This is a genomic window from Stenotrophomonas sp. IS26, from assembly GCF_054188265.1.
Genome location: NZ_JBSZJV010000010.1, coordinates 131,345 through 156,115, shown reverse-complemented (window position 1 = coordinate 156,115; position 24,771 = coordinate 131,345). Strand labels below are relative to the sequence as shown.

Sequence of the window (24,771 nt, the reverse complement as noted above, 5' to 3'; positions counted from 1 at the left end):
ACGGCGCCCACGCGATCCACCACGCCCAGTAGAAGATCGTCCAGTCTGCCACCCATGTGCTGCCCGAGAACGGCGACATCCGCAGGCTCATCGTCACCAGTGAATTGAGGTAGGAACCGATCGTGGTGGTGAACGTATCGAAGATGAAGCCGGTCGGCCCGAGCACCAGGATCAGCGCCAGCAACAATGCCGCCAGGCCGAGGTTGAAGTTCGAGAGCCACTTGATGCCGCGGTGCACGCCACTGGTGGTGGAGGCCATGTACAGCACGAACGCCACCGCGATGATGGTCAACTGCACGGGTACCGAGGCCTGGATACCGAACACGCGCTCAAGGCCGGCCGCGATCTGGATCGTGCCGAAGCCCAGCGTCGTGGCCACACCGATCGCCGTGGCGACCACCGCGGCGACGTTGACCACCGTGCCCATCCAGCCGCGGTGATGCGCGCCGATGATCGGCTGCAGCAGATCGCTGATCAGCCCGCGGCCGTTGCGGTTGAACTGGAACCAGGCCATCGCCAGGCCGATCAGCGCATAGATCGCCCACGGGTGCAGGCCCCAATGGAAGAACGCATAGCGCATCGACGCGCGCGCCGCCTCCATGCTCTGCGGGGCCAGCCCTTCCGGTGGCTTCACGAAGTGCGAGATCGGCTCGGCCGCGCCCCAGAACACCAGGCCGATGCCCATGCCGGCGGCGAACAACATCGACATCCAGCTGGCGTTGGAAAAATCAGGCTCGGCATCCTCGCCGCCGATGCGCAGCGAACCGAAGCGGCCGAAGGCCAGGTACATCAGGAACGACAGCGTGATGAACACCACCAGCAGATACAGCCAGCCGGTACTGCGGATGATGGTGGACAGGCCGCTCTGGACGACCTCGTTGAAGGGGCCCGGCGCGAGGCCGGCGATCAGCACCAGCAGTGCGACCAGTGCGATGGAAATGCGGAACACCATGCTGGCGTGTCTCCGATCAGTAGGGGCGAGCCGAGGCTTGCAATCTCCAGCGGCGCAACGGCAACGACTGGGGCGGATCAAGCCGGTCGAGGCCGGTCAGTACGGACGTCAATGGCGTCGAGCAGAGCGCGGTGTGCACGCGATCGGGAGGCTACCCCCTGACCGCACCGCATACCGCGCTGCAGCATGGTAGTGCATGGCGTGTCGGTGCTCTGTTCACATGCACAGGCCGATCACGTTGGTGTGCGGCTTGGCGGTGCGCCCCTGCGCGCTGCTTTGTGCTCTAATTCGCCCCGAAGCGGGGGTACCGCGGCCCAGTGGCCAAGGTTGAGACAGTCCCTTCGAACCTGATCCGGTTGATACCGGCGTAGGGAAGCTTCGCATCTGCAGATGCATTGCGCCGTAGGGCCACCGTGCCCGGAGACCGCCCGCGATCCGTCCGTCGAGCGCCGCCGTTTCGTCCCTCCCATGCGAATCCCTCGCATAGAACCGCACAGTCCCTGTGCGGGGATTGAACCTAGGACGATGCCTTGATGAACGCACAGCTCTCCGCCCTGCAGCAACAGGCCCAGCAACTCTCCGAATCGGTCACGCGGCCGATTCCCGGCTCGCACAAGATCCACGTGCAGGGCTCGCGCAGCGACCTGCAGGTGCCGATGCGCGAGATCACGCTGACCCGCACGCCCACCTTGTTCGGTGGCGAAGAGAACGCGCCGGTCACCGTGTACGACACCTCCGGCCCGTATACCGATCCGGGGGTCGCCATCGACCTCTCCGCCGGCCTGCCCGCACTGCGCGCCGCCTGGGTGGCCGAGCGTGGCGATACCGAGGTGCTGGAGGGCCTGAGCTCGGTGTTCGGCCGCTCGCGTGAAACCGATGCCCGCCTGGATGCGGTGCGCTTCCCCGCGCGGTTGCAGCCACGCCGTGCACAGGCAGGCGCCAATGTCACCCAGATGCACTACGCACGCCGCGGCATCATCACGCCGGAAATGGAGTTCGTGGCGATCCGCGAGAACCAGCGCCTCGATGCGATCCGCGACGCCGCACTGCTGAAGCAGCATCCCGGCGAGTCCTTTGGTGCTTCGATCCCCAGGGTCATCACCCCCGAGTTCGTCCGCGATGAGATCGCCCGCGGCCGTGCGGTGCTACCCAACAACATCAACCACCCGGAAAGCGAACCGATGATCATCGGCCGCAACTTCCTGACCAAGATCAACGCCAACATCGGCAACAGTGCGGTGTCCTCGGGCATTGCCGAGGAAGTGGAAAAGCTGGTCTGGGCGATCCGTTGGGGCGGCGACACCGTGATGGACCTGTCCACCGGCAAGCACATCCATGAAACGCGTGAGTGGATCGTGCGCAACTCGCCGGTGGCGATCGGCACCGTGCCGATCTACCAGGCCCTGGAGAAGGTCGATGGCCGCGCCGAGGAGCTGAACTGGGCGATCTTCCGCGACACGCTGATCGAGCAGGCCGAGCAGGGCGTGGACTATTTCACCATCCACGCCGGCGTGCTGCTGCGCTACGTGCCGCTGACCGCCAAGCGCGTGACCGGCATCGTCTCGCGCGGTGGCTCGATCATGGCCAAGTGGTGCCTGGCCCATCACAAGGAGAACTTCCTCTACACGCACTTCGAGGACATCTGCGAGATCATGAAGGCCTACGACGTGACCTTCTCGCTGGGCGACGGCCTGCGCCCGGGCTGTATCGCCGATGCCAACGATGCCGCGCAGTTCGGTGAACTGGAGACACTGGGCGAGCTGACGAAGATCGCGTGGAAGCATGATGTGCAGACCATGATCGAAGGCCCCGGCCACGTGCCGATGCAGCTGATCAAGGAAAACATGGACAAGCAGCTGCGCGAGTGTGGTGAAGCACCGTTCTATACGCTGGGCCCGCTGACCACCGATATCGCGCCGGGCTACGACCACATCACCAGTGCGATCGGTGCGGCCATGATCGGCTGGTACGGCACCGCGATGCTCTGCTATGTCACCCCGAAGGAACACCTGGGCCTGCCCAACCGCCAGGACGTGCGCGACGGCATCATGGCCTACCGCATTGCCGCCCACGCCTCGGACCTGGCCAAGGGCCACCCCGGCGCGCAGGTCCGCGACAACGCGTTGAGCAAGGCGCGTTTTGAATTCCGCTGGGAGGACCAGTTCCACCTTGGGCTGGATCCGGAGAAGGCCAAGGAATTCCATGACGAGACGCTGCCCAAGGATGCGCACAAGCTCGCCCACTTCTGCTCGATGTGCGGCCCGCACTTCTGTTCGATGAAGATCACCCAGGATGTGCGTGACTATGCGGCGGGGCAGGGCCTGGATGCGCAGCAGGCGTTGGAGGCCGGCATGGCCGAGAAGTCCGCGCAGTTCCGGGATCTCGGGGCGCAGGTGTATCGCCAGGAATGAGGCGCCGGCCGTGGCGGGGCGCGCCGCCACGGCCATCATCCGCCGGCGGCGTGATTCCAGCTAAGCTCGGCGCGACCAGGCAGGGGCGGGGACGACGATGGCGATAGCACGCAGCACCAAATGGCTGGCCATCGCGCGCCGGCATCCCTCTGCCTGGCTGTTGGCCGTGCAACTGCTCGGCGTGCTGCTGTATCCGGCAATGGACGAGGCCGGCGCCAGTCGCGCGCTGTTTGGTGCGTTCGGCATCGCCGTGCTCGGCCTGGCCTTGTGGGTGGTACGGCGCAGCCCGCTCGGCATGTGGGTGGCGCTGGTGCTGGCGATCCCCTCGGTGGTGTTCTCCATCTCCGGTGCTCTGTTGGACCGCCCGGCGCTGGTCACCACTGCGCAGCTGCTCGAATGCCTGCTGTACTTCTATACGGCTGGCAGCCTGATCGCCTACATGCTGCAGGACCACAAGGTGACCCGCGACGAGTTGTTCGCGGCGGGGGCCACCTTCACGCTGTTGGCGTGGGCATTCGCCTTCGCGTTCGCGGTGTGCCAGCAGTGGTACCCGGGCAGTTTCGTGGCGACCAGCGAGAGCGAACTGCGGACCTGGATGGAGTTGCTTTATCTGAGCTTCAGCTTGCTGTCCGGGGTCGGCTTGAGCGATGTGGTGCCCATCCATTCACAGGCGCGCGCGCTGGTGATGCTGGAGCAGTTCGCAGGCGTGATGTACGTGGCTTTGGTGGTCTCGCGGCTGGTGGGACTGACCATGCTGACCCGTGCACGAAACTGAATAAAACATAAAAAATTCGCGCCAGAAGGCGCGAATGTTGACGCAATTTATGTGAATTCATCGGCGAGAGAGAGCCTGTTGTCGGCCGCACGCACAGGCGCGGTTAACCGGCATAGGCTAGTATTCGCGCGCCTCGGTGGTTTTGCGGTTTGCGCCGATGGCGTGTGCGGAATCTGGCGGTTCGTCTGGCGGTATCTATTGCGGCGACCGTGTGAATTCCAGTGGTTTTTTGTATTTTCCTCGTGTCCTGGATGATCAGCAACGACAGTGAGCGCCCTTCCGCCGATGTGATTCAGATCGGCGATTTCATCGTCACTCTCTCCTCGCGGGAAGTGATGAGCGAAGGCATGCGTCGTCCACGTCGACTGACACCCAAAGCATTGGGTGTTCTCAAGGCGCTGCTGCGTTCTCCAGGGGCGGTGGTCACCCGCGATGAATTGTTCGCGGAGGTCTGGCCGGACACGCTGCCGACCAACGACGTGCTGACCCAGGCGGTCACCCAGCTGCGCAAGGCCTTCGCCACTGATGACGATGCGGCCGAACCCTATATCGAGACCATTGCCAAGACCGGTTACCGCCTGCTGATGCCGGTCAGCGTGGTCGAGGATGCCGCACCTGTGTTGCTGCTCGAGCCCGAGCTGCAGCCGGCCTCCACGGGCGTGCTCGCCGCCGCGCACGTACCGGCGGCACTGCCGCATGCGCGGCCTCCGCAAGACCCGATCAAACGCCGTCGGCGGCGCATTCGCCGCTACGCGGTGATGGTCGTCGGGCTGGTGATGCTGGTGGCGCTGCTGGTGATGGCAGCCCTGCTGATGCAACGCGATCCGCCGGCCTCAGCGGTCGAGGCCGCGGTGGAGGATGGCACGCGGGTGATTGGTAGTCCTCAACGCCCGTATCGCCTGATTACCGCCACGGCAGGATTTGAAACCTATCCCACGCTGTCTCCGGATGGGTCGCAGATCGCCTATGAAGCCGATGTGCCCAGCCGACCGGGCAGCGTCATCAAGGTGCAGACCTCCGGTAACACGCCGGCACGCCTGCTGGTCGAGCCGCCCCCAGGCATGTCCGACCGCTTCCCGAGCTGGTCGCCCAATGGCCGTGAGATCGCGTTCGCCCGGTTCGGTCCGGCCGAAAGCTGCGAGGTGCTGATCGCCAGTGCGACGGGTGGGGCGGTGCGTCACGTGACCCGTTGCGACGGCACTGAGCTGCTCAGCTTCGACTGGACCCCGGATGGTCGCGGCCTGGTCTTCGGCTCGCTGTCCGGCCGGTATGCGCAGCGCGGCATCCGCACCCTGGACATCGCCAGCGGACGCTGGCAGCCGCTCCAATACGATATAGGCAGCGACAACTTCGAATATGCCCCGCGGTACTCGCCGGATGGGCGCTGGATCGTGTTCGTGCGCAATCCGCAGATCGGCGATCTGTGGCGCATGCCGGCTGGGGGGGGCAGCCCGGAGCAGCTGACCGATGACTCGGCGGAGATCCGGGGCTGGGCCTGGCGCGGCGACAGCCGCCATATCGTGTTCGGCCGCCGGGTCGACAGCGAATCGCGCCTGTATGAGCTCGATACCGATACGCGTGTCCTGCGCGACGTCGGTCTGGACGATGCGCAGTCCCCCACCGTGTCCCGGGCGAACGACATGCTCGCCTTCGTACACCGGCGCCCCCAGTTCGGCCTGTTCCGGGTGCCTGTGGAAGCTGGCGCGCTGGGTGTGCCGCAGCGCCTGTTCCCCTCGGGAGGACGTGACTCGCAGCCCATGGTGTCTCCGGACGGTCAACAGATCGTGTTTTCTTCGGACCGCTCGGGCAGCTATGCACTGTGGTGGGCGGATCTGCAGCGGCCGGAGTCCTTGCGTCCGATCGAGGGCCTCAGGCCCGAAGCGCGCCAGGCCTCGGACTGGTCGCATGACGGCAAGCGCGTGCTGGTATTGGGGCGCGATGAGCATGCCAACCCCGGGATCTATGAGGTCTCCCCGCGCGATGAGCAGACCGTGCGTCTGCCCGTCCCGGTGCGCCAGCCATTGCAGGCGCTGTATGGCAGGGATCCGCTGCAGGTCCTGGTGGTGGAGCGCGACCGTGATGAGCGGATGCGTCTGTCGTTGTTCGATCGCAGCCTGACCCCTTGGCGACTCATCGGCAGCATCGAGGGCGTTTCCCAGGCGCGTTATGACGTCGCAGGCGAGCGCGTGTTGTTTACCCGGCTCTCGGCGGGGGGGCTGTGGCAGGCCGACGCTTCGCTGAGTTCGCAGAGCATCCGCCAGATCAGCGAAGACCGCCCCACGCGCTGGCGCTATCGCACCTGGACCGTGTCCGCGCAGGGGGCGATCGACTATCTCTCCAATCGATCCGATTGCGCCACGGTGTTCACCCGGATTGCCCAGCCGATCGCCGATCAGGAGCATTGCCTGGATGCAGGCCGCCTCAGCGCCAGCAATGGATTCAGCGCAGGACCCGGCGGGGAGGCCCTGTATGTGGCCCTGGCGGTGGCCGATGGCACCGACATCGGGGTGATGTCGCTCCCCGAGCGCGTACCGTCGTTGTTTCCGGGGTTCGTCAAGTCCATGATTTTGAAAACAAAAAACCCTTCGTAACTTCTTCGTGGCGTTCTCGTCTCGAATTCGTATCAATCTCGCCAGGACTTCCTGAGGCAGCGGCCTGATTTGGCAAGACTGCAGGCCAGCAAAGGCAAACTCTCGGTGAAGTCATGCGTCAGCTCTCCCTGGCCGATCGCGGTCAAGCGCTCTCCCTGGACAAGGTCGTCGACGACGGTCCCTTGCCAACCTGTCTGGGTGTGGCCCGGTTGGGCAGTCTGCAAAGTCCTGGGACGACCTTCACTGTGTGGATCCAGTTGCGTGGCAGCGCGTGGGTCGAGTCCAAGGAAGGGCGGTTCCGCTTGCGCCAGCGTGAGTGGATCGCCTTCGAGAAGGAATCGCGCCCCATGGTCCAGGCCGGCCGCGACGGTCTGTGCATCGGGCTGAGCCTGGCGCCGGACGCGCTGCGCGCCCTGGGTGAGCTCACCGACTGCAGTCTCTACGCGGGTCGCGGCAGCATGAGCCGCAGCGACGCCCGCGTCGCCCTGCGCCTGTGGCGTGACGTCCTGGCCACCGGCCATCCTACCCAGGCCCTGCGCCCGGTGCTGCTGCATCTGGCCGCCCTGCAGCAGGGCATGGCGACTGGCGTGCAGCGCTGCCCGGGGCGCTCACGCAGCCGCAAACGCCAAGTCTTCGGACGCATGCAGCGCGCCCGTCTGTACCTCGAGGGCAACAGCCACCGTGTCGTGCGCATTGGTGAACTGGCCGAACTGACCAATTTCTCCAGCTGGTACCTGTCCAAGACGTTCCAGAGCCTCTACGCGGAAAGCCCGCAATCGCTTTCCGCCCGCCTGCGCCTGGAGCGCGCCGCCGATCTGCTGCGCGATACGGACATGATGGTCGGCGAGGTGGCGGCAGCGAGTGGATTTGACAACTGCTGCAGCTTTGCACGGGCGTTTCGAGCCCGCTTCGGACTGTCCGCGTCACGCTATCGTGAGGCCGGTGCGAATCTCTCGCCAGAGTCGGCAAAGTCTTCGGTTGTCTCACGCAAATAATTCACTGCAACGCAATCGTAACTTTCCGAGGCGTTTTTAACACGCTACTAACGTACCTCGGAGAGATAAATGAATTTTCGTACTCCCGCAGTGCGGCTGGGCCTTCTGCCCGCCGGCATTGCGCTTGCCCTGACGCCGGCCTTTGCTTCGGCGCAGGAAGCAAGCGGCACGACCGACCTGGACCGCATCCAGGTCACCGGCTCACGTATCCGTCAGGCCAGCACCGAGACCGCCCAGCCGGTGATCGCGCTGCAGCGCGCCGACATCGAGAAGCAGGGCTTCACCAGCGTCGCCGACATCGTCCAGAACCTGTCGGCCACCGGCTCGCCGGCCATCAGCCGCGCCGATGCGCTGTCCTCGGGTGAAGAAGTTGGCGGCCAGTACGTCGACCTGCGCAACCTCGGCCCGGAGCGCACCCTGGTGCTGCTCGACGGCAAGCGCATGGGCGTCAGCTCCGGCGGTTACACCGACCTCGCCTCGATCCCGACCTCGGTCGTGGAGCGCATCGAAGTCCTGACCGATGGCGCTTCGGCGATCTACGGTTCCGACGCGATCGCCGGCGTGGTGAACATCATCACCCGCAAGAACTTCGACGGCCTGGAAGCCAGCGTCTACAAGGGCCAGTACGGCCAGGGCGACGGCGACAAGACCACCTACAACTTCGTCTACGGCCAGACCGGCGATCGCGGCTCGATCACCCTCGGCGCCGAGTACAGCGAAGAAAAGCCGGTTCTGGCCAAGAACCGTCGCTACAGCGCCTCGGCCAACGGTTACCGCCATCCGGTGCCGACCGATGAGGACACCAACGGCTGGAGCGCGATCACCGAGAAGGGCGTGCTGGTTACCGATGATGGCAACTACGTCCTGAACCCGGGCGGCGCCTCGAACAACTTCGGCGACTACCACGAGCTGGGCAACGCCGATCTGTCCAACCCGTCGCAGCAGATGTTCCTGTCGACCGGCATCAAGCGTCGTTCGGTCTTCTCCAACGGCCAGTTCGATTTCACCGACAACATCCGCGGTACCGCCAGCGTCCTGTACACCGAACGCGAAGCGCTGCAGCAGATCGCCGGCTATCCGTACCGTTCGGCTGCCTACGACACCCAGATGGACGCCAACAGCGTCTTCAATCCGCTCGATACCGACGTTGATTTCATGCGTCGTACGTGGGAAGTGCCGCGTCAGACCAAGTCCGAGCTCAACACCTTCCGCTTCAGCGGCGGTCTGGAAGGCTCGTTCGAGTTCGCCGACAAGTACTTCGACTGGGATGTGGGCTACGTCTACAACCGCAACAAGGGCGTCAAGACCGGCACCGGCAATCTGTTCATTCCGAACGTGAAGAATGCCGTGGGTCCGTCGTACCTGGATGCGAACGGTGTTGCCCAGTGCGGTACCGCAGCGGCTCCGATCGCCGGCTGCACCCCGTGGAACCCGCTGCTGCCGTACGGCTCCACCGCCGACGGTTCGCTGTCCAACCCGGACCTGCAGAAGTACCTGTTCCTGCCGACCCACGACACCTCGCTGACCACCAGCAAGGTCTACAGCGCCAACCTGAGCGGCGCCATCGTGACCCTGCCGGCCGGCGACCTGTCCTTCGCGACCGGCTACGAGCACCGCGAAGAAGAAGCCGAGTACAACCCGGATGCGCTGCTGCAGTCGGGCCTGAGCACCGACCTGGCCGGTGCGCCGACCGCCGGTGGCTACAAGCTGGACGAGTTCTACCTGGAACTGAATGTGCCGATCCTCGCCGATCTGCCGTTCGCCAAGGAACTGTCGGTCGATATGGCCGGCCGTTACTCGGACTACAACACCTTCGGTGACACGTTCAACTCCAAGTTCGGCCTGAAGTGGAAGCCGATCGACGACCTGCTGGTCCGTGGCACCTATGCCACTGGCTTCCGTGCGCCGACCGTGGCCAACCTGTACGGTGGCACCTCGCAGAGCTTCGACAAGTACACCGACCCGTGCGACACCTCCTTCGGTGCAGCCGTGCGCAACCCCGACGTCGCCGCCCGCTGCGGCGGTGCCGTGCCGGCCAACTTCCGTCAGGAAGCGTCCGGTGGCATCGATGCCACCGGCCCGGGCGCACAGTCGAACTACCCGTACCTGTCCGGCTCCAATGATGGTCTGCTGCCGGAAACCTCCAAGACCTGGACGGTCGGCCTGGTCTACAGCCCGAACTTCGTGCAGGGCCTGGATGTCAGCCTGGACTGGTGGAAGATCCGCATCGACAACGTCATCGCGGCAGAGTCGGTCACCTCGATCCTCAACCAGTGCTACGTGCTGAACAACGCCAACGCCTGTGACCGAGTCACCCGTGACACCGACTCCGGTCAGGTCGTCGACGTGACCCGTACGCTGATCAACGGCGGCTACCAGGAAACCGCAGGTTACGATCTGGGTATCCGTTACCGTCTGCCGGAACTGTCCTTCGGCAATGTCGTCATCGACTGGAAGACCACGTATGTGGACTACCTCGAGTACAAGCGCGACAACGAAGCTGAAACCGCTGTCGAGCAGCACACTGGCTGGGGCACGGGCGACTGGGGCGGCAACTTCCGCGTGCGTTCCAACCTGAACATCGATTGGAGCCTGGGCAACTTCGGCGTCAACTGGGGCATGCGTTACTACTCCGGCCTGAAGGAAGAGTGCGCCTACGATCGCGAAGGCGGCCCGGAGTGCAACAACCCGAGCTACTCGTCGGCCTATACGCTGGCGATCCCGGTGCGCAACACCGGTTCGAACACGTTCCATGACCTGCAGGTGCGTTACACCACCCCGTGGGATGCCACCATCTCGGCAGGCGCGAACAACGTGTTCAACCACGAAGGCCCGGTGATGTACAGCCAGCCGAACTCGAGCTTCTCCTACTACGGCGGCTTCGACATCGGTCGGTTCTACTACCTGAAGTACACCCAGCGCTTCTGATCCATCGAAGCAATGGCGTAAAAAAGGAGGGCGGACCGCAAGGTCCGCCCTCTTTGCGTTGTGGGTAAGGAAACTCTGAGTTTCAGTGAAGGGTGATCCGCCTCACGTTTCGAGTGGAAATTCAGTTGATACCGTCAATCGGTCCAATCTTGGACGATTGAGAGATCGATATGAAAATGACGCTCGCTCAGAAATTTTCGGCCGTGTTCCTTGCGTCCCTCGCGCTTGGCGCCAGTGCATCGCCCAGCCTGATCATCTGCGCAGGAGGGCGCTACTGCGAAGGCGTCCGTGCCGAATGCCTGGCCGAGGGCCGCTCGGCTGCCATGTGTGAGCGCCTCTGGCGTGATTGCGTGCTGGACGCCTGTCCGCAGCGCTGAAACGACGATGGCGCGCCACAGGGCGCGCCATCCTTTGAGAACGTTCCACCTCACACTCAGGCGTCGCTGGCGACCAGCCCCATCAGTGCGTTGGCGTGATCGCGCCACTGCGGCAGCTTGTTGAGCACGCCGGCCCGCTGCAGATACTCCTCGTCCACCGGATCGCCATTGATCAGCGCCAGTGCTACGTGCACCGCACCGGTCACCCAGAAACTGCGGGTGTTCGAGCGCTGCGGCTGCAGGTGGAAGGCCACCGCCTCGATGATCGGCATCGGCAGGCCCCACAGCCCCAGCAGGTAGGCGCCTGCCTCGGCGTGACCCGGGCGATTCTCTGCCGGGTCTTCGGCGCTGCGTTCGTTGCGTACGCCCGGCAGCAGCAGCCCGATGTCGGCCAGCAGGGCCGCGGTGGCGCCCAGTTCGGCGCTGGACTCCGGCAACAGCTTGGCGGCCAGGCGGGAGGCCAGCAGCGCGCGCTGCTGCAGCGAGTTGCGCTCGGCACCGGACAGCGGCTGCGCGGAGAACACTTCGCTGGCCAGGACCAGATCACGCAGGGTGGACAGCCCCAGGCGGGTCACGGCGGTGCGCAGGTCGGAGATGATCCGGCCATTGTTGAAGAAGGCCGAGTTGGAGAGCTGCAGCACCTTGGCCGCGATGGCCGGGTCGGCCGCGACCAGCTTGGCCACGTCGGCGGTGTTGGTATCGTCGTCGTGTTCCAGCGCCTGGGTCAGGGTCAGGTACAGATGCGGCGGGGAGGGCAGCTTCTCGATCCGGCCGATGGCGCTGCGCAGGCGCGCGCTGTCGAGCAGTTCGCGCAGCTCTTCCAGGCTGGTCAGGGCTTCGAGCAGGACCTCCGGGGCCAGCGGCATCGGCAGGAAGCGGTGGGCCACGCCGATCAGGCGCGCCGGCGGCGGGCGGTTGCCATGCTCGGCATCCACCAGCGCGATACGGATGGTCTCAGGGCGCAGCGTACGGATCTGGCCGAGCAGCGTGGTGGCGTTGAGATCGGGCAACTGCGGGCACACGATCACCGCATCCACCGGCGAGCCGGCAACGATGCCCATGGCGCTCTGGCCATCGGTCGCGGTCAGCGGTTGCCACTCTTCCCCAAGATCGGCAATGAATTCCAACAGCTCAGCCGACAGGCTGGCTTCGTCCCCAACAAGCAGAATGCGCACGACACGGTCCCCTGGCTGACCACGGTGAAACGCACCGTGGACGGTGTGAAGAGACGCAATGTACCCAATCCGGCACGAATAGTGATGTGCCGCATTGAAAAAACGTGATGCGCATCGCTCCGGCAGCGGTGTGCCGGAGCGACGCAGGTCAGTCTCAGGCGATGTTGCCGAGGTAGCGCTGGTGCGCTTCGACCAGGATCTTCTTGGCTTCGGCGGCGCCGCCCCAGCCATCCAGCTTGACCCACTTGCCCTTTTCCAGATCCTTGTAGTGCTCGAAGAAGTGGCCGATGCGCTCCAGCCAGTGGCTGGACACCTGCTCGATGTCCTCGACATGGGCATAGCCACTGAACACCTTGGAGATCGGCACGGCCAGGATCTTCTCGTCGCTGCCGGCTTCATCGCTCATCTTGAGCACGCCGACCGGACGGCAACGCACCACCGAGCCCGGGACCAGCGGCAGCGGCAGCACCACCAGCACGTCGGCCGGATCGCCATCGCCGCACAGGGTGCTCGGCACATAGCCGTAGTTGCACGGGTAGCGCATCGGGGTGGAGAGGATGCGGTCGACGAAGATCGCGCCGGTTTCCTTGTCCACTTCGTACTTCACCGGCTCGGAATCCTTCGGGATTTCGATGATGACGTTGATTTCTTCCGGCGGGTTCTTGCCCGGCGAAACGAGTTCCAGACCCATGGTCGTGCTCCAGCTGAGAGGGGGTAGGGCGCAAAGTCCGCCATTTTAGGCCCATTGGCGGCCAGCGTGCAGCGGCCGTGCCGCCGATCGGTCGATCCGCAGCGGGCGTGGGCCAGGAAGGTCACCCTGCGCGCGGGGGAGGGTGGGCAGACCGCCACAGGGCAGTGCCGTCAATCCCGACCCTGCCCCGGGCAGAGGGCCGATGGTTGCGCCTGGCCGAGCGGTCGATCATGGCCACGAACCCGCTTGGAGGATGGTGATGACCCTGACAAATCGGATGGCCTGCCTGTCGATGGCGCTCGTCCTGTCCCTCGCGGCGGTGGCCGGGGAGGCCCGCGCCCGCAGTGGTCCGTACGTGGATCTGGTCGACTTCCCCTACACCGAAGCCAACTGGGACCGCTTCTACGATCTCCAGGATCATCTGACCCGGGAGTTCCATGACCTGTGTGGCGATACGTACTGCGAGGGTGAGTTCAGCAACCACGTCGTCCTGCAGTTCCGCTGCTCGGTAAACGCGCCCAGTGGACGCGTCGCGTCCTGCGTGCTGGTCATCGCGGCGGGCAACCTGGAAGTGGAGCCGACCACCGGAGAGGTAGTGCCGGACAGCCGGACTTGGGCGTGCGTGGCGCCGCTGGCGCCCGATACCTCCGTGGAAGCACTGCATGCCGCACTCGGGCGACCTGACGCGTTGACCCGGCCGCTCCCGGGCACACACCGATCCATGCACGACGCGCTGTTCGAGTGCCTCAACTGAGCATGCGCTTCCCCAACGCCGTACAGGAGACACCCATGAAACCGATCTTCCCGAGCGCTCTGCTGGTACTGGCGGTCTGCAGCCTCCCGATGGACGGCCGTACCGCGGAGACCTTCGTCGACGCGCGGACCTACCCGACCCAGGCCGTGGGCTGGGAGCGCTTCCGTGCGGTGGAAGCCCGCTTGGTCGGGGGCTTCAACGACGTCTGCGGCGACACGTTCTGCGAGGGCGAGTACCACAACCTGCAGGCGCTGCGCTTCCGCTGCTCGGTGGAGGCGGCCAGCGGGCGGGTGGAGGAATGCGTGTGGACCTTCACCGGCAGTACCGCCCGCGTCGACGCCGCCAGCGGGGCGATCGTGGTCGATGCGCGGACCTGGGCCTGCCGGGCGCCGTTGGCGGCCAATACGCAGTTGCCTGTGTTGCTGCAGACCCTGGAGCAGGGGCAGGCACTGCACGCCCCGTTGCCGGGCACGCCCGACAGCATGTACGACGGGCTGACCGAGTGCCTGTGAGGCCCACCCGCTCGATCTGCAAACGTGACTGATTCTCATTTGCGGAGTAACATGCCGCGCCTTACGGGTTGTCGTGTCCCTGCGGCCCCGCTTCGTGCATCGGCCCATGTCCACCAACGCCACTACCCTGACCGAGCTGTTGATCCGCGAACGCCCGGCGCTGCTGCGTCTGGTGCAGCGCATTCTGGGCAGCGACAGCGGCGCTGAGGATGTGATCCAGTCCATCTGGTTCAAGGCCCGGGGCGTGGACAGCGGGCAACCGATCAGCAACCCGCGCGCCTATCTGTACCGGCTGGCTGCCAACCTGGCGACCGATCATGGGCGTGAGCGCACGCGCCGCACGCGCCTGTTGGCCGAGCACTACCTGTGGGGCCCGGAGGAGGCGCTCTCAACCGAAGAGCAGGCGATGGCGCAGGACGAACTGCAGCGCGTGCTGGACGCAGCGGAGCACCTGCCCGAGCCGACCCGCACGATCTTCCGCCTCAACCGCCTGCAGGGCATGACCCAGGTGGAGGTCGCCAAACGTCAGGGCGTGTCCGTGACGACCGTGGAAAACCACGTGCGCAGTGCACTGCAGCGATTGGCCTGGGCGCGCAACGGGCGCTGAGCGGCACCGCCTGGGCTTGGGGAAGCCCGTTTCCCATCCGTCTTGATCATAATGCCGTCCCTTCCGGCATCTTCTTCGTCCGCGCGTGATCGCGCGATCCACCGCCAGCCATGAGCCCGCACGAACAACCGCCGATGTCCCGACCCTTGCCGCCGTCCGACCCTGCTGCCGTCCAGGCCCGTGCCTGGATTGCCTGGCTGGCGTCCGGCGCGGTCGAGCCGGTGCAGATGCAGGCCTTCGAGCAGTGGCTGGCCGAGCCTGACAATCGCCGCACGTTCGAATACGAGCGCCAGTTGTGGCGCAGCCTCGGGCCGCGACCGGCGCCCGCCGCGGCGGCAACACGGTCACGGCGCCGGCCGCGGTGGCCGCTGTTCGGGGTGGCCAGCGCGGCGCTGCTCGCGCTTGCGTGGGTGGCACCGGAGGCGTGGCTGCGGCTGCAGGCCGATCACCGCAGCGGGACGGGCATCCAGGCCGTGGCGCTGCCCGATGGCAGCCGCGCCGTGCTCGATGCCGACAGTGCCATCGCGGTCCGGTACGACGGGCAGGTGCGCCGCATCGCGCTGTTGCGCGGGCACGCCTGGTTCCAGGTGACGCCCGATCCGGCGCGTCCGTTCCAGGTGGAGGCGCAGGGCGGTGTGATCGAAGACATCTCCACGGCGTTCGCGGTCGCCAGAGAAGACGATCACGTGGAAACGAGGGTCGAGCAGGGACGGGTCCGGGTCGCAGCGGCCGATCGGGCGGGCTGGACATATCTCGACGCGGGCCAGCGCGCGCGCTTTGCACCGGGCGGGCGGGTCGTGCGGGAGCAGGACGTCGCCCTTGACCGCATCGCCGCATGGCGCGAGGGCGAACTGCTGCTCGAGGCGACCGGGGTCGAGGAAGCGGTGCGGCGCATCGCGCGCTATCGCGCCGGCGCCACCTTCGTGCGCGGCGATCTGTCCGCATTGCCGACCGTCAACGCTGCCTTTCGCATCGACCGGCCGGAGCAGGCACTGGACGCGCTGGCGGTGAGCGCTGGCTTGCGCGTCACCCGGCTGCCAATGGGGGTGGCGATCGTGGCACCGGCCAACATCACGGCGGAGTAGCGCGGCGAGCCCGTGGTCGTGGCATCACGTACACGCACGGGTCTTGGGGCTGCGCACGGTTCGTTCGTCTTACCCGGCATAACGTACCCGCCGCCGCCACGTACGTACGCTGCATCCGCACCCGCGTGCGGGTGACCCGCCTCTGCGGCACTGATCTTCTGACAGGTTTTTCCATGCGCATCTCCACCCGCGCGGGCCATCGTCCGCGCCCGTCATGTCTCTGCATCGCTTTGCTCACTGCTGGCCTGGCGGCCGCGCCCGGCCTGCCGGCATTCGCCCAATCCAGCGCGGTACCCGCTGCGGCGACGCTGCGGTTCGACATTCCCGCCCAGCCGCTGTCCGATGCGCTGCGCACGTACATGCGCCAGTCCGGGGTGCAGGTCGCCTATCCGGCCGCGCTGGCCGAAGGCGTGACCTCCACGGCGGTGGCCGGGCAGATGGATGCGCAGTCTGCCTTGCTGCGCCTGCTGCAGGGCAGCGGGCTGAGCCTGCGCCAGGTCGGGCCGGACGCGGTCACGCTGGAGCGCGCTGCCGTGGCAGCCAACGACGATGGCCTGATCGTCACCGACGCGCTGAGCGTGGCCGGGGACCGCATCGAGGGCGGCGGCGATGCCGAGCGTGCGCTGGAGGTGTACCGCACGGCCGGTTCCAGTGCCTACATCGCGCGCGCCACCATCGAGCGCTTCCGCGGCACCTCCACCGCGGACATCGTCAAGGGCGTGGCCGGCGTCACCGCGGGCGATCCGCGTACCGCCAACGCGCTGGACGTGAACATCCGCGGCATCCAGGGCCAGAGCCGCATCCCGGTGATCATCGACGGCGGTCAGTCCACCATGGATACCTACCGTGGTTACGCAGGCCAGTCGCAGCGCACCTATCTGGATCCGGACCTGATCTCCAACATCACCATCACCAAGGGCCCGAGCCTGGGTGTCAACGCCTCCGGTGGCATCGGCGGCGTGGTGGAGATGGAAACGCTGAAGATCGAAGACGTGCTGCGCGACGGCCGCGATGCCGGGCTGCGCGTGCGCACCGGCATGGCCAATGCCAGCGCCAACAACGTGCCCGCCTATGACGCCGCACCGCGTACCGACCGCAGCGCCCTGGGCAGCCAGTTCTTCAACATCGCCACCGCCAAGCATTGGGATCGTTTCGACCTGGTCGCGGCGTACGCATGGCGCGAGAACGGCAACTATTTCTCGGGCAAGCATGGCTACGACGATTTCCCGCAGACCCGGCGCACCTTGGCGCCGTTGAATCCGCCGGATACCGAGGTGTTCAACACCTCCTCGCGCTCGAAGTCGTTCCTGCTCAAGGGCACTTGGCGCATCGACGACAACCAGACGCTGGAAGCCGGCTACCGCCGCTATGAAGGCACCGCCGGCGAAATCATGGCCTCGCAGATCATCCGTGTGGACCGTGACCGCGTACCGCAGTGGGATCCGGGCCATGTCGACATGGATGCCTACAACCTGCGCTACCGCTTCAACCCGGACAACGAGCTGATCGATCTGAAGGCCAACCTCTGGTACACCGACGCCGACAGCCTGATGTACAACGGCCTGACCGGCATCACGCCGTGGTACTTCGATCGCCGCACCGAGTGGTACGACGGCCCGTCGTTCAATACCGATCCGGGCTACAAGGATGCCTACCGCAATGAGCTGACGCAGACGCGGCTCGGCTTCGATGTGGGCAACACCACGCATCTGGATACCGGCGCCGGGCTGTTCACGCTGGACTACGGTCTGTCCTTCAGCGATGAGGACGTCGGCCCCGGCCCGCACTCGCCGGTCATGCACGACGACCTGGTCAACAACCGCTTCCTGCGCAATGCCGAGCGCAAGGAATACAGCGCGGTGGCCTCGGTCAAATGGCAGCCGGACGAGCATTGGGAAGTGGTGGTCGGTGGCCGCTACAACCGCGTCAACGTGCATGACCGCAACCGCCTGGCCACGCCGGACGCCTACGGCGTGATCGGTCAGTACCGCTACACGCAGCTGCTGGATGGCAACCCGAACCTGCCGGCATGGCGCGCCAAGCGCATCGCCATGCTGAACTGGTATCCGGATGCCAATGGCCAGTTCACCGAGGCCTCGCTGCTGGCTTCGCCGTATGAGAAGGGCACGGTCGGTGACATCACCGGTTGGAACTTCTATGACGCCGATGACGCCGAAGACCTGAGCGTGCCGGTCAGCTGGACCTGGTCGCAGCCGATCCGTCGCCGCGACAGTGCCTTCATGCCCAGCGCCAGCGTTGCCTACCGCTTCGACGAAGACACGATGGTGTATGTGAAGTACGCCGAAGGCGTGAAGCTGCCGAGCCTGTTCGAAACCACGCTGGGCCTGTTCACCGCGGCCAAGCCCACCGGTGAGCTCAAGCCGGAGCGGGCAGGGACCTGGGAAATCGGCGCGAGCACGGTACGCCACAATCTGTTCACCGAGGGCGACCAGGCGGGCTTCAAGCTGGCCTACTTCAACACACGCATCGATGATCTGATCACCCGCGACTACCGCACCCTGTCGGCCGGTCTGATCCGCAACGTGGACCGTTTCAAGGTCTCCGGCGTGGAGTTGCAGTCCAGCTATGACAGCGGCACGGTGTTCGCCGATCTGTCCGCGCACTACTACCTCCAGGCCAAGACCTGCGCGCCGGATATCGCCGCCGAGCGCCGCGCCTACGGGATCCAGCGCAGGATCGAGGAGCTGAAGAACACCCCGGACTGCGTGGATGGTGGCTTTGAAGGCTCCTACAGCAACACCCAGAACCCGCCGCGCTACAACGTCAACCTGACCCTGGGCTCGCGCCTGTTCGGCCAGCGCCTCAGCGTCGGTACCCGGGTGATCCACAACGCCGGCCCGATCAGCAAGCTGGACAAGGAATGGAACGTCGGTCTGTCGGCGATCCAGCAGCTGTACCGCCCGGCGACCATCGTGGATCTGTTCGCCAGCTGGCAGGCCAGCGAGCAGTTCGCGGTGGACCTCAACGTGGACAACCTGACCGATCGTTACTACCTCGATCCGCTGGCGCTGGGCGTGATGCCCGCACCGGGCCGGACCGTGCGGCTGGCGCTCACCTACCGCTACTGATGCCCCGACACCACAGGGGCCGGCATTGCCGGCCCCTGCGTGCATCCGGCCGGCACACAGGGTGCGCGGCCGGTATCGGCATCCCGCGATCGCTCAGCCCGCGTTGGCCTGTACGGTCGCATCGGCGTGCAGGGCTTCGCTGAGCTCATCGACCACGATCGCCCACTCGGCATCCGAGCGCAGCTGCTCGGTCAGGAACTGGCGCTGCCCGTCGTTCCAGTACGGCGCTTCGATCAGGCGGATCTCGTTGGACAGCTGGTGATCGCGGATGAAGGCGGCAATCGCCGCCTCGCTGGCGTCCAGGCCGAGCTGCAGGAACAGATTGGTCATGCGCGGTTCGGTGGTGATCATCGTGTCATTCCAGTGGCAGGGCGTGGTCCGTATTATCGGGGCAAGGCCGTGACGGTGGCATGTGACGGTCGCACCGCTGACCGCGCGACAATGGGCTTGGGGTTACCCCCGTGCCAGACGTCTTCAACAGAGAACCGTGCCCCACTTCCCCATCCAAGCAGTGCCATGATCGTCATCGATACTCCCCAAGCCACCCGCAGCCAACGCCTCAAGGCGGCCACCCGTGACAGCCACGGCGCGCTGGACAAGCGCATCATGGCCGGCGACATCTTCGCCAGCCGCGACCTGTTCGCAAAATTCCTGCGCGTGCAGTACCGCTTCCACCGCGATATCGATGCGCTCTACGGCAACCCCGCGCTGGACGCGCTGCTGCCCGATCTGGACGAGCGCCGCCGGCTGCCCCTGATCGCCCGCGACCTGGCCGACCTCGAACAGACGCTGCCGCTGCCGGCGTCGACGCGCCTGGATGGCGATCTGCCGCTGCCGGCCGCGCTGGGATGGCTGTACGTGGCCGAAGGCTCCAACCTGGGCGGCACCGTGCTGTACAAGATGGCCGCCAGGCTCGGTCTGGACAGCGGTTTTGGCGCGCGCCATCTGGCCGCGCATCCCGATGGCGCGGCCCGCCACTGGCGCGAGTTCACCGCCGCGCTCGATGGTCTCGCGCTGACCGAGGCGCAGGAGCAGCAGGTGATCGATGCGGCCGACGCGGCCTTCCGCAGCGTGCACGGGCATGTCGAGGAAGAATTCGCATGACCGCCGCTTGCTGCACGCCCGCCGTGCCGGACCACCACCGCCGCCCATGATGCGCTGGCTCTGGTTCGGCCTGGGCTGGATCATGGTGGCGCTGGGCGTCATCGGCGCCCTGCTGCCGGTGATGCCGACCACGATCTTCCTGATCCTGGCGGTCGGCTGCTTCGCGCGCAGCTCGCCGACGTTCGAACGCCGGCTGCTCGAGCACCCCCGTTACGGTCCATCGCTGCGGCTGTGGCGCGAACAGGGCGCGATCAGCCGCAAGGGCAAGGCCTTCGCCGGCGCCGGCATGGCGTTCGGGTTCGCCATGTTCTGCTGGGGGGCGCATCCGTCCTGGCCGCTGCTGGTTGGCGTCGGCCTGTTCTTTGTGGCCAGCGCTGGCTACGTGCTGTCGCGGCCCGCGCCAAGGCCGTCGGTCACGCCCGATCGCCCGTCGGAGCGCTGAACCTGCTGTCCGCCCCGCACTGATTTCCACCGCCTCGTCCCCCGATACTTGTTCGCCCCTTTCCCGCCTCCGGCCCTGTCACGTGCCGCGATGCCCCTGACCGACGACTCCGCCCATGACCTTGCCCATCGCTCTTCCTGCCGCCGTGGCGGCACTGCCGCATGACCTGACGCCGTGGGGCATGTACCAGGCCGCCGATGGCGTGGTGCAGACCGTGATGATCGGGCTGGCACTCGCCTCGATCGCTACCTGGACGGTGCTGGTTGCCAAGACCTGGGAGCTGGGCCGGCAGCGGACGCGGCTGCGCCAGGCGCGCGCGCTGCTGCTGCAGGCCGCGCATCTGCCGGTGGCGCAGACGCATCCGCTGCTGGACGACGGCGCGGCGCATGACCTGATCGACGCGGCCCGCACCGAGCTGCGCCTCTCGCAGGATGCGCAGGATCCGGTCGGGATCAAGGAACGGGTCGCCTCGCGCCTGGAACGCATCGAGCTGGCGCATGCGCGGCAGCTGCGCACCGGGGTGGGGCTGCTCGCCAGCATCGGCGCGATCGCGCCGTTCGTCGGCTTGTTCGGCACGGTGTGGGGGATCATGAACAGTTTCATCGGCATCGCCCACGCCAACACTACCAACCTGGCCGTGGTCGCACCGGGCATCGCCGAGGCGCTGCTGGCCACTGCGCTCGGCCTGGTCGCAGCGATTCCCGCCGTGGTGATCTACAACCACTTCACCCGCGTGCTGGCTGGCATCCGCGGTTTGCTCGGTGATCTGTCCGCCGGCGTGCAGCAGCTGGTCTCGCGCGATCTGGACCGGCTCGGCAATGCGCCGGCTGTGCGCGACGCGCGCTGAGGACCGGCCATGGCCATCAAGACCGCCCGGCACGACGACGACGCGCTGGAAGAAAGCCACGAAATCAACGTCACCCCCTTCATCGACGTCATGCTGGTGCTGCTGATCATCTTCATGGTCGCCGCGCCGCTGGCCACGGTGGATACGCCGGTGGAGCTGCCGACCAGCACCGCGCAGCCACAGCCGCGCGATGCCGAACCGGTGTTCCTCTCGGTGCAGGCCGATCTGTCGCTGAGCGTGAACGATGTGCCGGTCGGCACTGACGGGCTGAATGCCACGCTGGAGCGGCTGACCGCTGGCGACCACGAACAGCGCATCTACCTGCGTGCCGATCAGGCCGTGCCGTATGGCGACCTGATGCAGACCATGAACGCGCTGCGCGCGGCCGGGTATCGCCGGATCGCGCTGGTGGGCGTGGAGCAGCGCAGCGAATGAGCCGCGACACCGCCGCGACACTGCGCTGGGCAGGCAGCCTCGCCCTCGTGCTGGCTATGCATGCCGTGCTGATCGGCGGCGCGCTGTGGTGGCAGCGGCGTGCGCCGGTGCGGGTCAGTGACACGCCGGTGGAAGCGGTGATGGTGGAGTTGGCGCCGGTACCGGAGGCGCCGTCCGCACCGCCGAAGGAGATCCCGCCCGGGCCGTTGCAACAGGAACAGCATCGGCCCGAGCCTACGCCGGTGCCCAAGGAGGATCTCCCGCCGGACGACACCCCGGACACGCAGGACGTCCTGCGTCGCGAGACACCCCGCGAAGCAGCGCCGACCGACCAGCACAACGTGGACCAGACCCTGGCACCGCCGGCGGTGTCCGCACGCCCGTCCGAGCGCTATGCCGCCACGCAGACGGTGGCTGGCCGCCAGGGCAGCGCGGCCGTCACCTGGCAGGGCCTGCTGCTGGGCCATCTGGAACAGTACCGTCGTTATCCGCGCCAGGCCGAGCGTCTGCGCCAGCAGGGTGTGGCCTATGTGCGCTTCTCGGTGGACCGGCAGGGCAACGCCTCCAACATCCGGCTGGGCCAGAGCAGCGGCCATCCGCTGCTGGATGAGGAAACGTTGGCCACGGTGCGGCGCGGCAGCCCGTTGCCGCCGCCGCCAGCAGAGATCACCGGCGACCCGGTGGAGGTGATGGTGCCGGTGACGTTCTTCCTGCGGCGGCGTTGAGCCGTGTGTCACATGCGCTGCACGGGCGCGCTGGCCTGAGGCCAGCGCGCCCCTCCTGCTTCAGAGCAGTGGCACCAGCAGCAATGCCACGATGTTGATGATCTTGATCAGCGGGTTGATCGCCGGGCCGGCGGTGTCCTTGTAGGGATCACCGACCGTATCGCCGGTCACCGCGGCCTTGTGCGCCTCGCTGCCCTTGCCGCCGAAGTGGCCATCCTCGATGTACTTCTTGGCGTTGTCCCACGCGCCGCCGCCGGTGGTCATCGAGATCGCCACGAACAGCCCGGTGACGATGGTGCCGATCAGCAGGCCGCCGAGCGCGCGTGGCCCGAGCAGCAGCCCGACCACCACCGGTACCGCAACGGGCAACAGCGAGGGGATGATCATTTCGCGGATCGCCGAGCGGGTCAGCAGGTCCACCGCGCGGTCGTACTGCGGCTTGCCGGTGCCGTCCATGATCCCGGGAATCTCGCGGAACTGGCGGCGCACTTCCTCCACCACCGCGCCCGCCGCGCGACCCACCGCTTCCATCGCCATCGCCCCGAACAGATAGGGAATCAGGCCGCCGATCAGCAGGCCGATGATCACCTCATGGTTGGACAGGTCGAAGGCGAAGACCTCGCCGGGATTGGCCGCCTGCAGGTTGTGCGTGTAATCGGCGAACAGCACCAGTGCGGCCAGCGCCGCCGAGCCGATCGCGTAGCCCTTGGTCACCGCCTTGGTGGTATTGCCGACGGCATCCAGCGGATCGGTGATGTCGCGGATCTCCGGCGGCAGTTCGGCCATCTCGGCGATGCCGCCGGCGTTGTCGGTGATCGGGCCGTAGGCATCCAGCGCCACGATCATTCCCGCCATCGAGAGCATCGCGGTCGCGGCGATGGCAATGCCGTACAGACCACCAAAGTAGTGCGCCAGCCAGATCGCCACGCACACCGCGATCACCGGCAGGGCGGTGGACTTCATCGAGACACCGAGGCCGGCGATGATGTTGGTGCCGTGCCCGGTGGTGGAGGCCTGCGCCACGTGCTGCACCGGTTTGTACTGGGTGCCGGTGTAGTACTCGGTGATCCACACGATCAGCCCGGTCAGCACCAGCCCGATCAAGGCGCAGAAATACAGGTTCAGCGCACCGTACGCGTTGTCCGGCATCAGCTGCGTGGTGATCGGATAGAAGGCGATGGCGGCCAGGACACCGGACACGATCACGCCCTTGTACAGCGCGCCCATGATCGAGCCACCGGGCTTCACCTTGACGAACAGCGCGCCGATGATGGAGGCGATGATCGACACACCGCCCAACACCAGCGGATACAGCACTGCATTCGCACCGGCCTCGGCGATCATCAGGTTGCCGAGCAGCATCGTGGCGATCACGGTGACGGCGTAGGTTTCAAACAGGTCGGCGGCCATGCCGGCGCAGTCGCCGACGTTGTCGCCCACGTTGTCGGCGATCACCGCCGGGTTGCGCGGGTCATCCTCGGGGATGCCGGCTTCGACCTTGCCGACCAGGTCCGCGCCGACATCGGCGCCCTTGGTGAAGATGCCACCGCCCAGCCGCGCGAAGATCGAGATCAGGGAGGAGCCGAACGCCAGCCCGACCAGGGCGTGCAGCGTCTGCGCCACATCCAGCCCGAGCCGCAGCAGTAGCGCGTAATAGCCGGCCACGCCCAGCAGGCCCAGCCCGACCACCAGCATGCCGGTGATCGCACCGCCGCGGAAGGCGACATCCATGGCCGCACTCAGGCCGTTGCGGGCGGCCTCGGCCGTGCGCACATTGGCACGCACCGAAACGTTCATGCCGATGTAGCCGGCCGCACCGGACAGCACGGCACCGATCGCGAAACCGATCGCGGTGTACCAGCTGAGGAAGAGGCCGACCAGCACGAACAGCACGGCACCGACGATGGCGATGGTCAGGTATTGACGGTTGAGATAGGCGCGCGCGCCTTCCTGGATGGCGGCGGCGATTTCCTGCATGCGGGCATTGCCAGCCGGTTGCCGGAGGATCCAGCGTGCCGACACGATGCCGTAGAGAATCGCGAGAATGGCGCACAACAGCGCCAGAGAAAGCCCGTAACGTTCCAGCATGTCCCCTCCCGGGTGATGGAATGACATCCAGTGAACGGATGAACGTCTCCACGCGGGGGCACAACAGGCTGCAACCATGAACCAACCCGTTCAGACCGTGCCGGTCTTCAAGCGTGTGGCGGTGTTCAGCAATCCCTGGTGGCCCGAGTATGCGGGCAAATCCCCGATGCATGCCAGCAAGGATTTCA

The 24,771-nt window shown here is 66.3% G+C and carries 21 protein-coding genes and 1 riboswitch; of the genes, 16 read left to right on the top strand and 5 right to left on the bottom strand.

The annotated features are described in order from the left end of the window. The coding region (locus ACW6W5_RS11105; RefSeq protein ID WP_193222795.1) for a BCCT family transporter at nucleotides 1-952 on the bottom strand (952 nt) is incomplete at its 3' end. Between the two features lie 290 nt (nucleotides 953-1,242). After that, nucleotides 1,243-1,344: riboswitch (TPP riboswitch) on the top strand. 141 nt (nucleotides 1,345-1,485) lie between these two features. On the opposite strand from ACW6W5_RS11105, the gene thiC reads away from it, so the two are divergent. From thiC to ACW6W5_RS11075, 6 genes are all read left to right on the top strand, one after another. Next, the gene (thiC, locus tag ACW6W5_RS11100; protein WP_152152599.1) at nucleotides 1,486-3,363 is read left to right on the top strand and encodes a phosphomethylpyrimidine synthase ThiC; all 1,878 of its coding nucleotides are present in this window, start codon (nucleotides 1,486-1,488) and stop codon (nucleotides 3,361-3,363) included. A gap of 97 nt (nucleotides 3,364-3,460) precedes the next feature. Continuing rightward, nucleotides 3,461-4,138 carry an ion channel gene (locus tag ACW6W5_RS11095; protein WP_121039590.1) on the top strand — a complete coding sequence of 226 codons (678 nt, stop codon included), beginning with the start codon at nucleotides 3,461-3,463 and terminating at the stop codon, nucleotides 4,136-4,138. Between the two features lie 251 nt (nucleotides 4,139-4,389). After that, complete coding sequence (locus tag ACW6W5_RS11090; RefSeq protein WP_152152611.1) at nucleotides 4,390-6,729, top strand: winged helix-turn-helix domain-containing protein; 2,340 nt, start codon at nucleotides 4,390-4,392, stop codon at nucleotides 6,727-6,729. Between the two features lie 113 nt (nucleotides 6,730-6,842). Further along, nucleotides 6,843-7,724: a helix-turn-helix transcriptional regulator gene (locus ACW6W5_RS11085; protein ID WP_121039584.1), complete on the top strand. Its 882-nt coding sequence runs from the start codon at nucleotides 6,843-6,845 to the stop codon at nucleotides 7,722-7,724. Nucleotides 7,725-7,793: 69 nt separating this feature from the next. After that, on the top strand, nucleotides 7,794-10,652 hold the full coding sequence (locus ACW6W5_RS11080; protein WP_183073698.1) for a TonB-dependent receptor plug domain-containing protein: 2,859 nt from the start codon (nucleotides 7,794-7,796) through the stop codon (nucleotides 10,650-10,652). A gap of 170 nt (nucleotides 10,653-10,822) precedes the next feature. Next, complete coding sequence (locus ACW6W5_RS11075; RefSeq protein ID WP_121039578.1) at nucleotides 10,823-11,029, top strand: hypothetical protein; 207 nt, start codon at nucleotides 10,823-10,825, stop codon at nucleotides 11,027-11,029. A gap of 56 nt (nucleotides 11,030-11,085) precedes the next feature. Here ACW6W5_RS11075 and ACW6W5_RS11070 read toward each other — a convergent pair whose 3' ends face one another. Next, nucleotides 11,086-12,204 (bottom strand): HDOD domain-containing protein, encoded by a 1,119-nt coding sequence (locus tag ACW6W5_RS11070; RefSeq protein WP_152152597.1) that lies wholly within the window; start codon nucleotides 12,202-12,204, stop codon nucleotides 11,086-11,088. Between the two features lie 154 nt (nucleotides 12,205-12,358). After that, nucleotides 12,359-12,895, bottom strand: a complete 537-nt coding sequence (gene ppa, locus ACW6W5_RS11065; RefSeq protein WP_019183821.1) for an inorganic diphosphatase — start codon at nucleotides 12,893-12,895, stop codon at nucleotides 12,359-12,361. Nucleotides 12,896-13,154: 259 nt separating this feature from the next. Between ppa and ACW6W5_RS11060 the strand changes: the two genes are divergently transcribed. The 5 genes from ACW6W5_RS11060 to ACW6W5_RS11040 all read left to right on the top strand — a co-directional run bounded on the left by ACW6W5_RS11060 (nucleotide 13,155) and on the right by ACW6W5_RS11040 (nucleotide 18,942). Beyond that, nucleotides 13,155-13,649 (top strand): hypothetical protein, encoded by a 495-nt coding sequence (locus tag ACW6W5_RS11060; protein ID WP_147433868.1) that lies wholly within the window; start codon nucleotides 13,155-13,157, stop codon nucleotides 13,647-13,649. Nucleotides 13,650-13,684: 35 nt separating this feature from the next. Next, a complete protein-coding gene (locus ACW6W5_RS11055; RefSeq protein ID WP_121039569.1) occupies nucleotides 13,685-14,161 on the top strand; it encodes a hypothetical protein in 477 nt (158 codons plus the stop codon). Between the two features lie 106 nt (nucleotides 14,162-14,267). Beyond that, the gene (locus ACW6W5_RS11050; RefSeq protein WP_121039566.1) at nucleotides 14,268-14,768 is read left to right on the top strand and encodes an RNA polymerase sigma factor; all 501 of its coding nucleotides are present in this window, start codon (nucleotides 14,268-14,270) and stop codon (nucleotides 14,766-14,768) included. A gap of 110 nt (nucleotides 14,769-14,878) precedes the next feature. Continuing rightward, entirely contained in the window at nucleotides 14,879-15,853 is a 975-nt protein-coding gene (locus tag ACW6W5_RS11045) for a FecR family protein (RefSeq protein WP_152152595.1), read from the top strand. A 173-nt stretch (nucleotides 15,854-16,026) separates the two neighbouring features. Then, on the top strand, nucleotides 16,027-18,942 hold the full coding sequence (locus ACW6W5_RS11040; protein ID WP_152152593.1) for a TonB-dependent receptor: 2,916 nt from the start codon (nucleotides 16,027-16,029) through the stop codon (nucleotides 18,940-18,942). 93 nt (nucleotides 18,943-19,035) lie between these two features. Here ACW6W5_RS11040 and ACW6W5_RS11035 read toward each other — a convergent pair whose 3' ends face one another. Beyond that, nucleotides 19,036-19,293 (bottom strand): DUF2789 domain-containing protein, encoded by a 258-nt coding sequence (locus tag ACW6W5_RS11035; RefSeq protein ID WP_152152591.1) that lies wholly within the window; start codon nucleotides 19,291-19,293, stop codon nucleotides 19,036-19,038. A 165-nt stretch (nucleotides 19,294-19,458) separates the two neighbouring features. On the opposite strand from ACW6W5_RS11035, the gene ACW6W5_RS11030 reads away from it, so the two are divergent. From ACW6W5_RS11030 to ACW6W5_RS11010, 5 genes are all read left to right on the top strand, one after another. Beyond that, on the top strand, nucleotides 19,459-20,046 hold the full coding sequence (locus tag ACW6W5_RS11030; RefSeq protein WP_152152589.1) for a biliverdin-producing heme oxygenase: 588 nt from the start codon (nucleotides 19,459-19,461) through the stop codon (nucleotides 20,044-20,046). Nucleotides 20,047-20,095: 49 nt separating this feature from the next. After that, nucleotides 20,096-20,488: a YbaN family protein gene (locus ACW6W5_RS11025; RefSeq protein ID WP_152152609.1), complete on the top strand. Its 393-nt coding sequence runs from the start codon at nucleotides 20,096-20,098 to the stop codon at nucleotides 20,486-20,488. Between the two features lie 115 nt (nucleotides 20,489-20,603). Beyond that, nucleotides 20,604-21,335: a tonB-system energizer ExbB gene (gene exbB, locus ACW6W5_RS11020; protein ID WP_152152587.1), complete on the top strand. Its 732-nt coding sequence runs from the start codon at nucleotides 20,604-20,606 to the stop codon at nucleotides 21,333-21,335. A 9-nt stretch (nucleotides 21,336-21,344) separates the two neighbouring features. Beyond that, entirely contained in the window at nucleotides 21,345-21,770 is a 426-nt protein-coding gene (gene exbD / locus ACW6W5_RS11015; protein WP_152152585.1) for a TonB system transport protein ExbD, read from the top strand. Further along, the gene (locus ACW6W5_RS11010) at nucleotides 21,767-22,495 is read left to right on the top strand and encodes an energy transducer TonB (RefSeq protein WP_152152583.1); all 729 of its coding nucleotides are present in this window, start codon (nucleotides 21,767-21,769) and stop codon (nucleotides 22,493-22,495) included. Before exbD ends, ACW6W5_RS11010 begins: the two co-directional genes overlap by 4 nt. A 60-nt stretch (nucleotides 22,496-22,555) precedes the next feature. On the opposite strand, the gene ACW6W5_RS11005 is transcribed toward ACW6W5_RS11010, so the two are convergent. Further along, the gene (locus tag ACW6W5_RS11005) at nucleotides 22,556-24,583 is read right to left on the bottom strand and encodes a sodium-translocating pyrophosphatase (RefSeq protein WP_152152581.1); all 2,028 of its coding nucleotides are present in this window, start codon (nucleotides 24,581-24,583) and stop codon (nucleotides 22,556-22,558) included. Nucleotides 24,584-24,771: the final 188 nt, after the last annotated feature.

Coding starts and splice junctions, on each gene's coding strand:
- ACW6W5_RS11005 (WP_152152581.1), bottom strand. CDS start 24,583: ATGCTGGAACGTTACGGGCTTTCTCTGGCGCTGTTGTGCGCCATTCTC.
- ACW6W5_RS11075 (WP_121039578.1), top strand. CDS start 10,823: ATGAAAATGACGCTCGCTCAGAAATTTTCGGCCGTGTTCCTTGCGTCC.
- ACW6W5_RS11035 (WP_152152591.1), bottom strand. CDS start 19,293: ATGATCACCACCGAACCGCGCATGACCAATCTGTTCCTGCAGCTCGGC.
- ppa (WP_019183821.1), bottom strand. CDS start 12,895: ATGGGTCTGGAACTCGTTTCGCCGGGCAAGAACCCGCCGGAAGAAATC.
- ACW6W5_RS11055 (WP_121039569.1), top strand. CDS start 13,685: ATGAAACCGATCTTCCCGAGCGCTCTGCTGGTACTGGCGGTCTGCAGC.
- ACW6W5_RS11040 (WP_152152593.1), top strand. CDS start 16,027: ATGCGCATCTCCACCCGCGCGGGCCATCGTCCGCGCCCGTCATGTCTC.
- ACW6W5_RS11010 (WP_152152583.1), top strand. CDS start 21,767: ATGAGCCGCGACACCGCCGCGACACTGCGCTGGGCAGGCAGCCTCGCC.
- exbB (WP_152152587.1), top strand. CDS start 20,604: ATGACCTTGCCCATCGCTCTTCCTGCCGCCGTGGCGGCACTGCCGCAT.
- ACW6W5_RS11085 (WP_121039584.1), top strand. CDS start 6,843: ATGCGTCAGCTCTCCCTGGCCGATCGCGGTCAAGCGCTCTCCCTGGAC.
- ACW6W5_RS11090 (WP_152152611.1), top strand. CDS start 4,390: ATGATCAGCAACGACAGTGAGCGCCCTTCCGCCGATGTGATTCAGATC.
- ACW6W5_RS11095 (WP_121039590.1), top strand. CDS start 3,461: ATGGCGATAGCACGCAGCACCAAATGGCTGGCCATCGCGCGCCGGCAT.
- thiC (WP_152152599.1), top strand. CDS start 1,486: ATGAACGCACAGCTCTCCGCCCTGCAGCAACAGGCCCAGCAACTCTCC.
- exbD (WP_152152585.1), top strand. CDS start 21,345: ATGGCCATCAAGACCGCCCGGCACGACGACGACGCGCTGGAAGAAAGC.
- ACW6W5_RS11030 (WP_152152589.1), top strand. CDS start 19,459: ATGATCGTCATCGATACTCCCCAAGCCACCCGCAGCCAACGCCTCAAG.
- ACW6W5_RS11060 (WP_147433868.1), top strand. CDS start 13,155: ATGACCCTGACAAATCGGATGGCCTGCCTGTCGATGGCGCTCGTCCTG.
- ACW6W5_RS11045 (WP_152152595.1), top strand. CDS start 14,879: ATGAGCCCGCACGAACAACCGCCGATGTCCCGACCCTTGCCGCCGTCC.
- ACW6W5_RS11050 (WP_121039566.1), top strand. CDS start 14,268: ATGTCCACCAACGCCACTACCCTGACCGAGCTGTTGATCCGCGAACGC.
- ACW6W5_RS11025 (WP_152152609.1), top strand. CDS start 20,096: ATGCGCTGGCTCTGGTTCGGCCTGGGCTGGATCATGGTGGCGCTGGGC.
- ACW6W5_RS11080 (WP_183073698.1), top strand. CDS start 7,794: ATGAATTTTCGTACTCCCGCAGTGCGGCTGGGCCTTCTGCCCGCCGGC.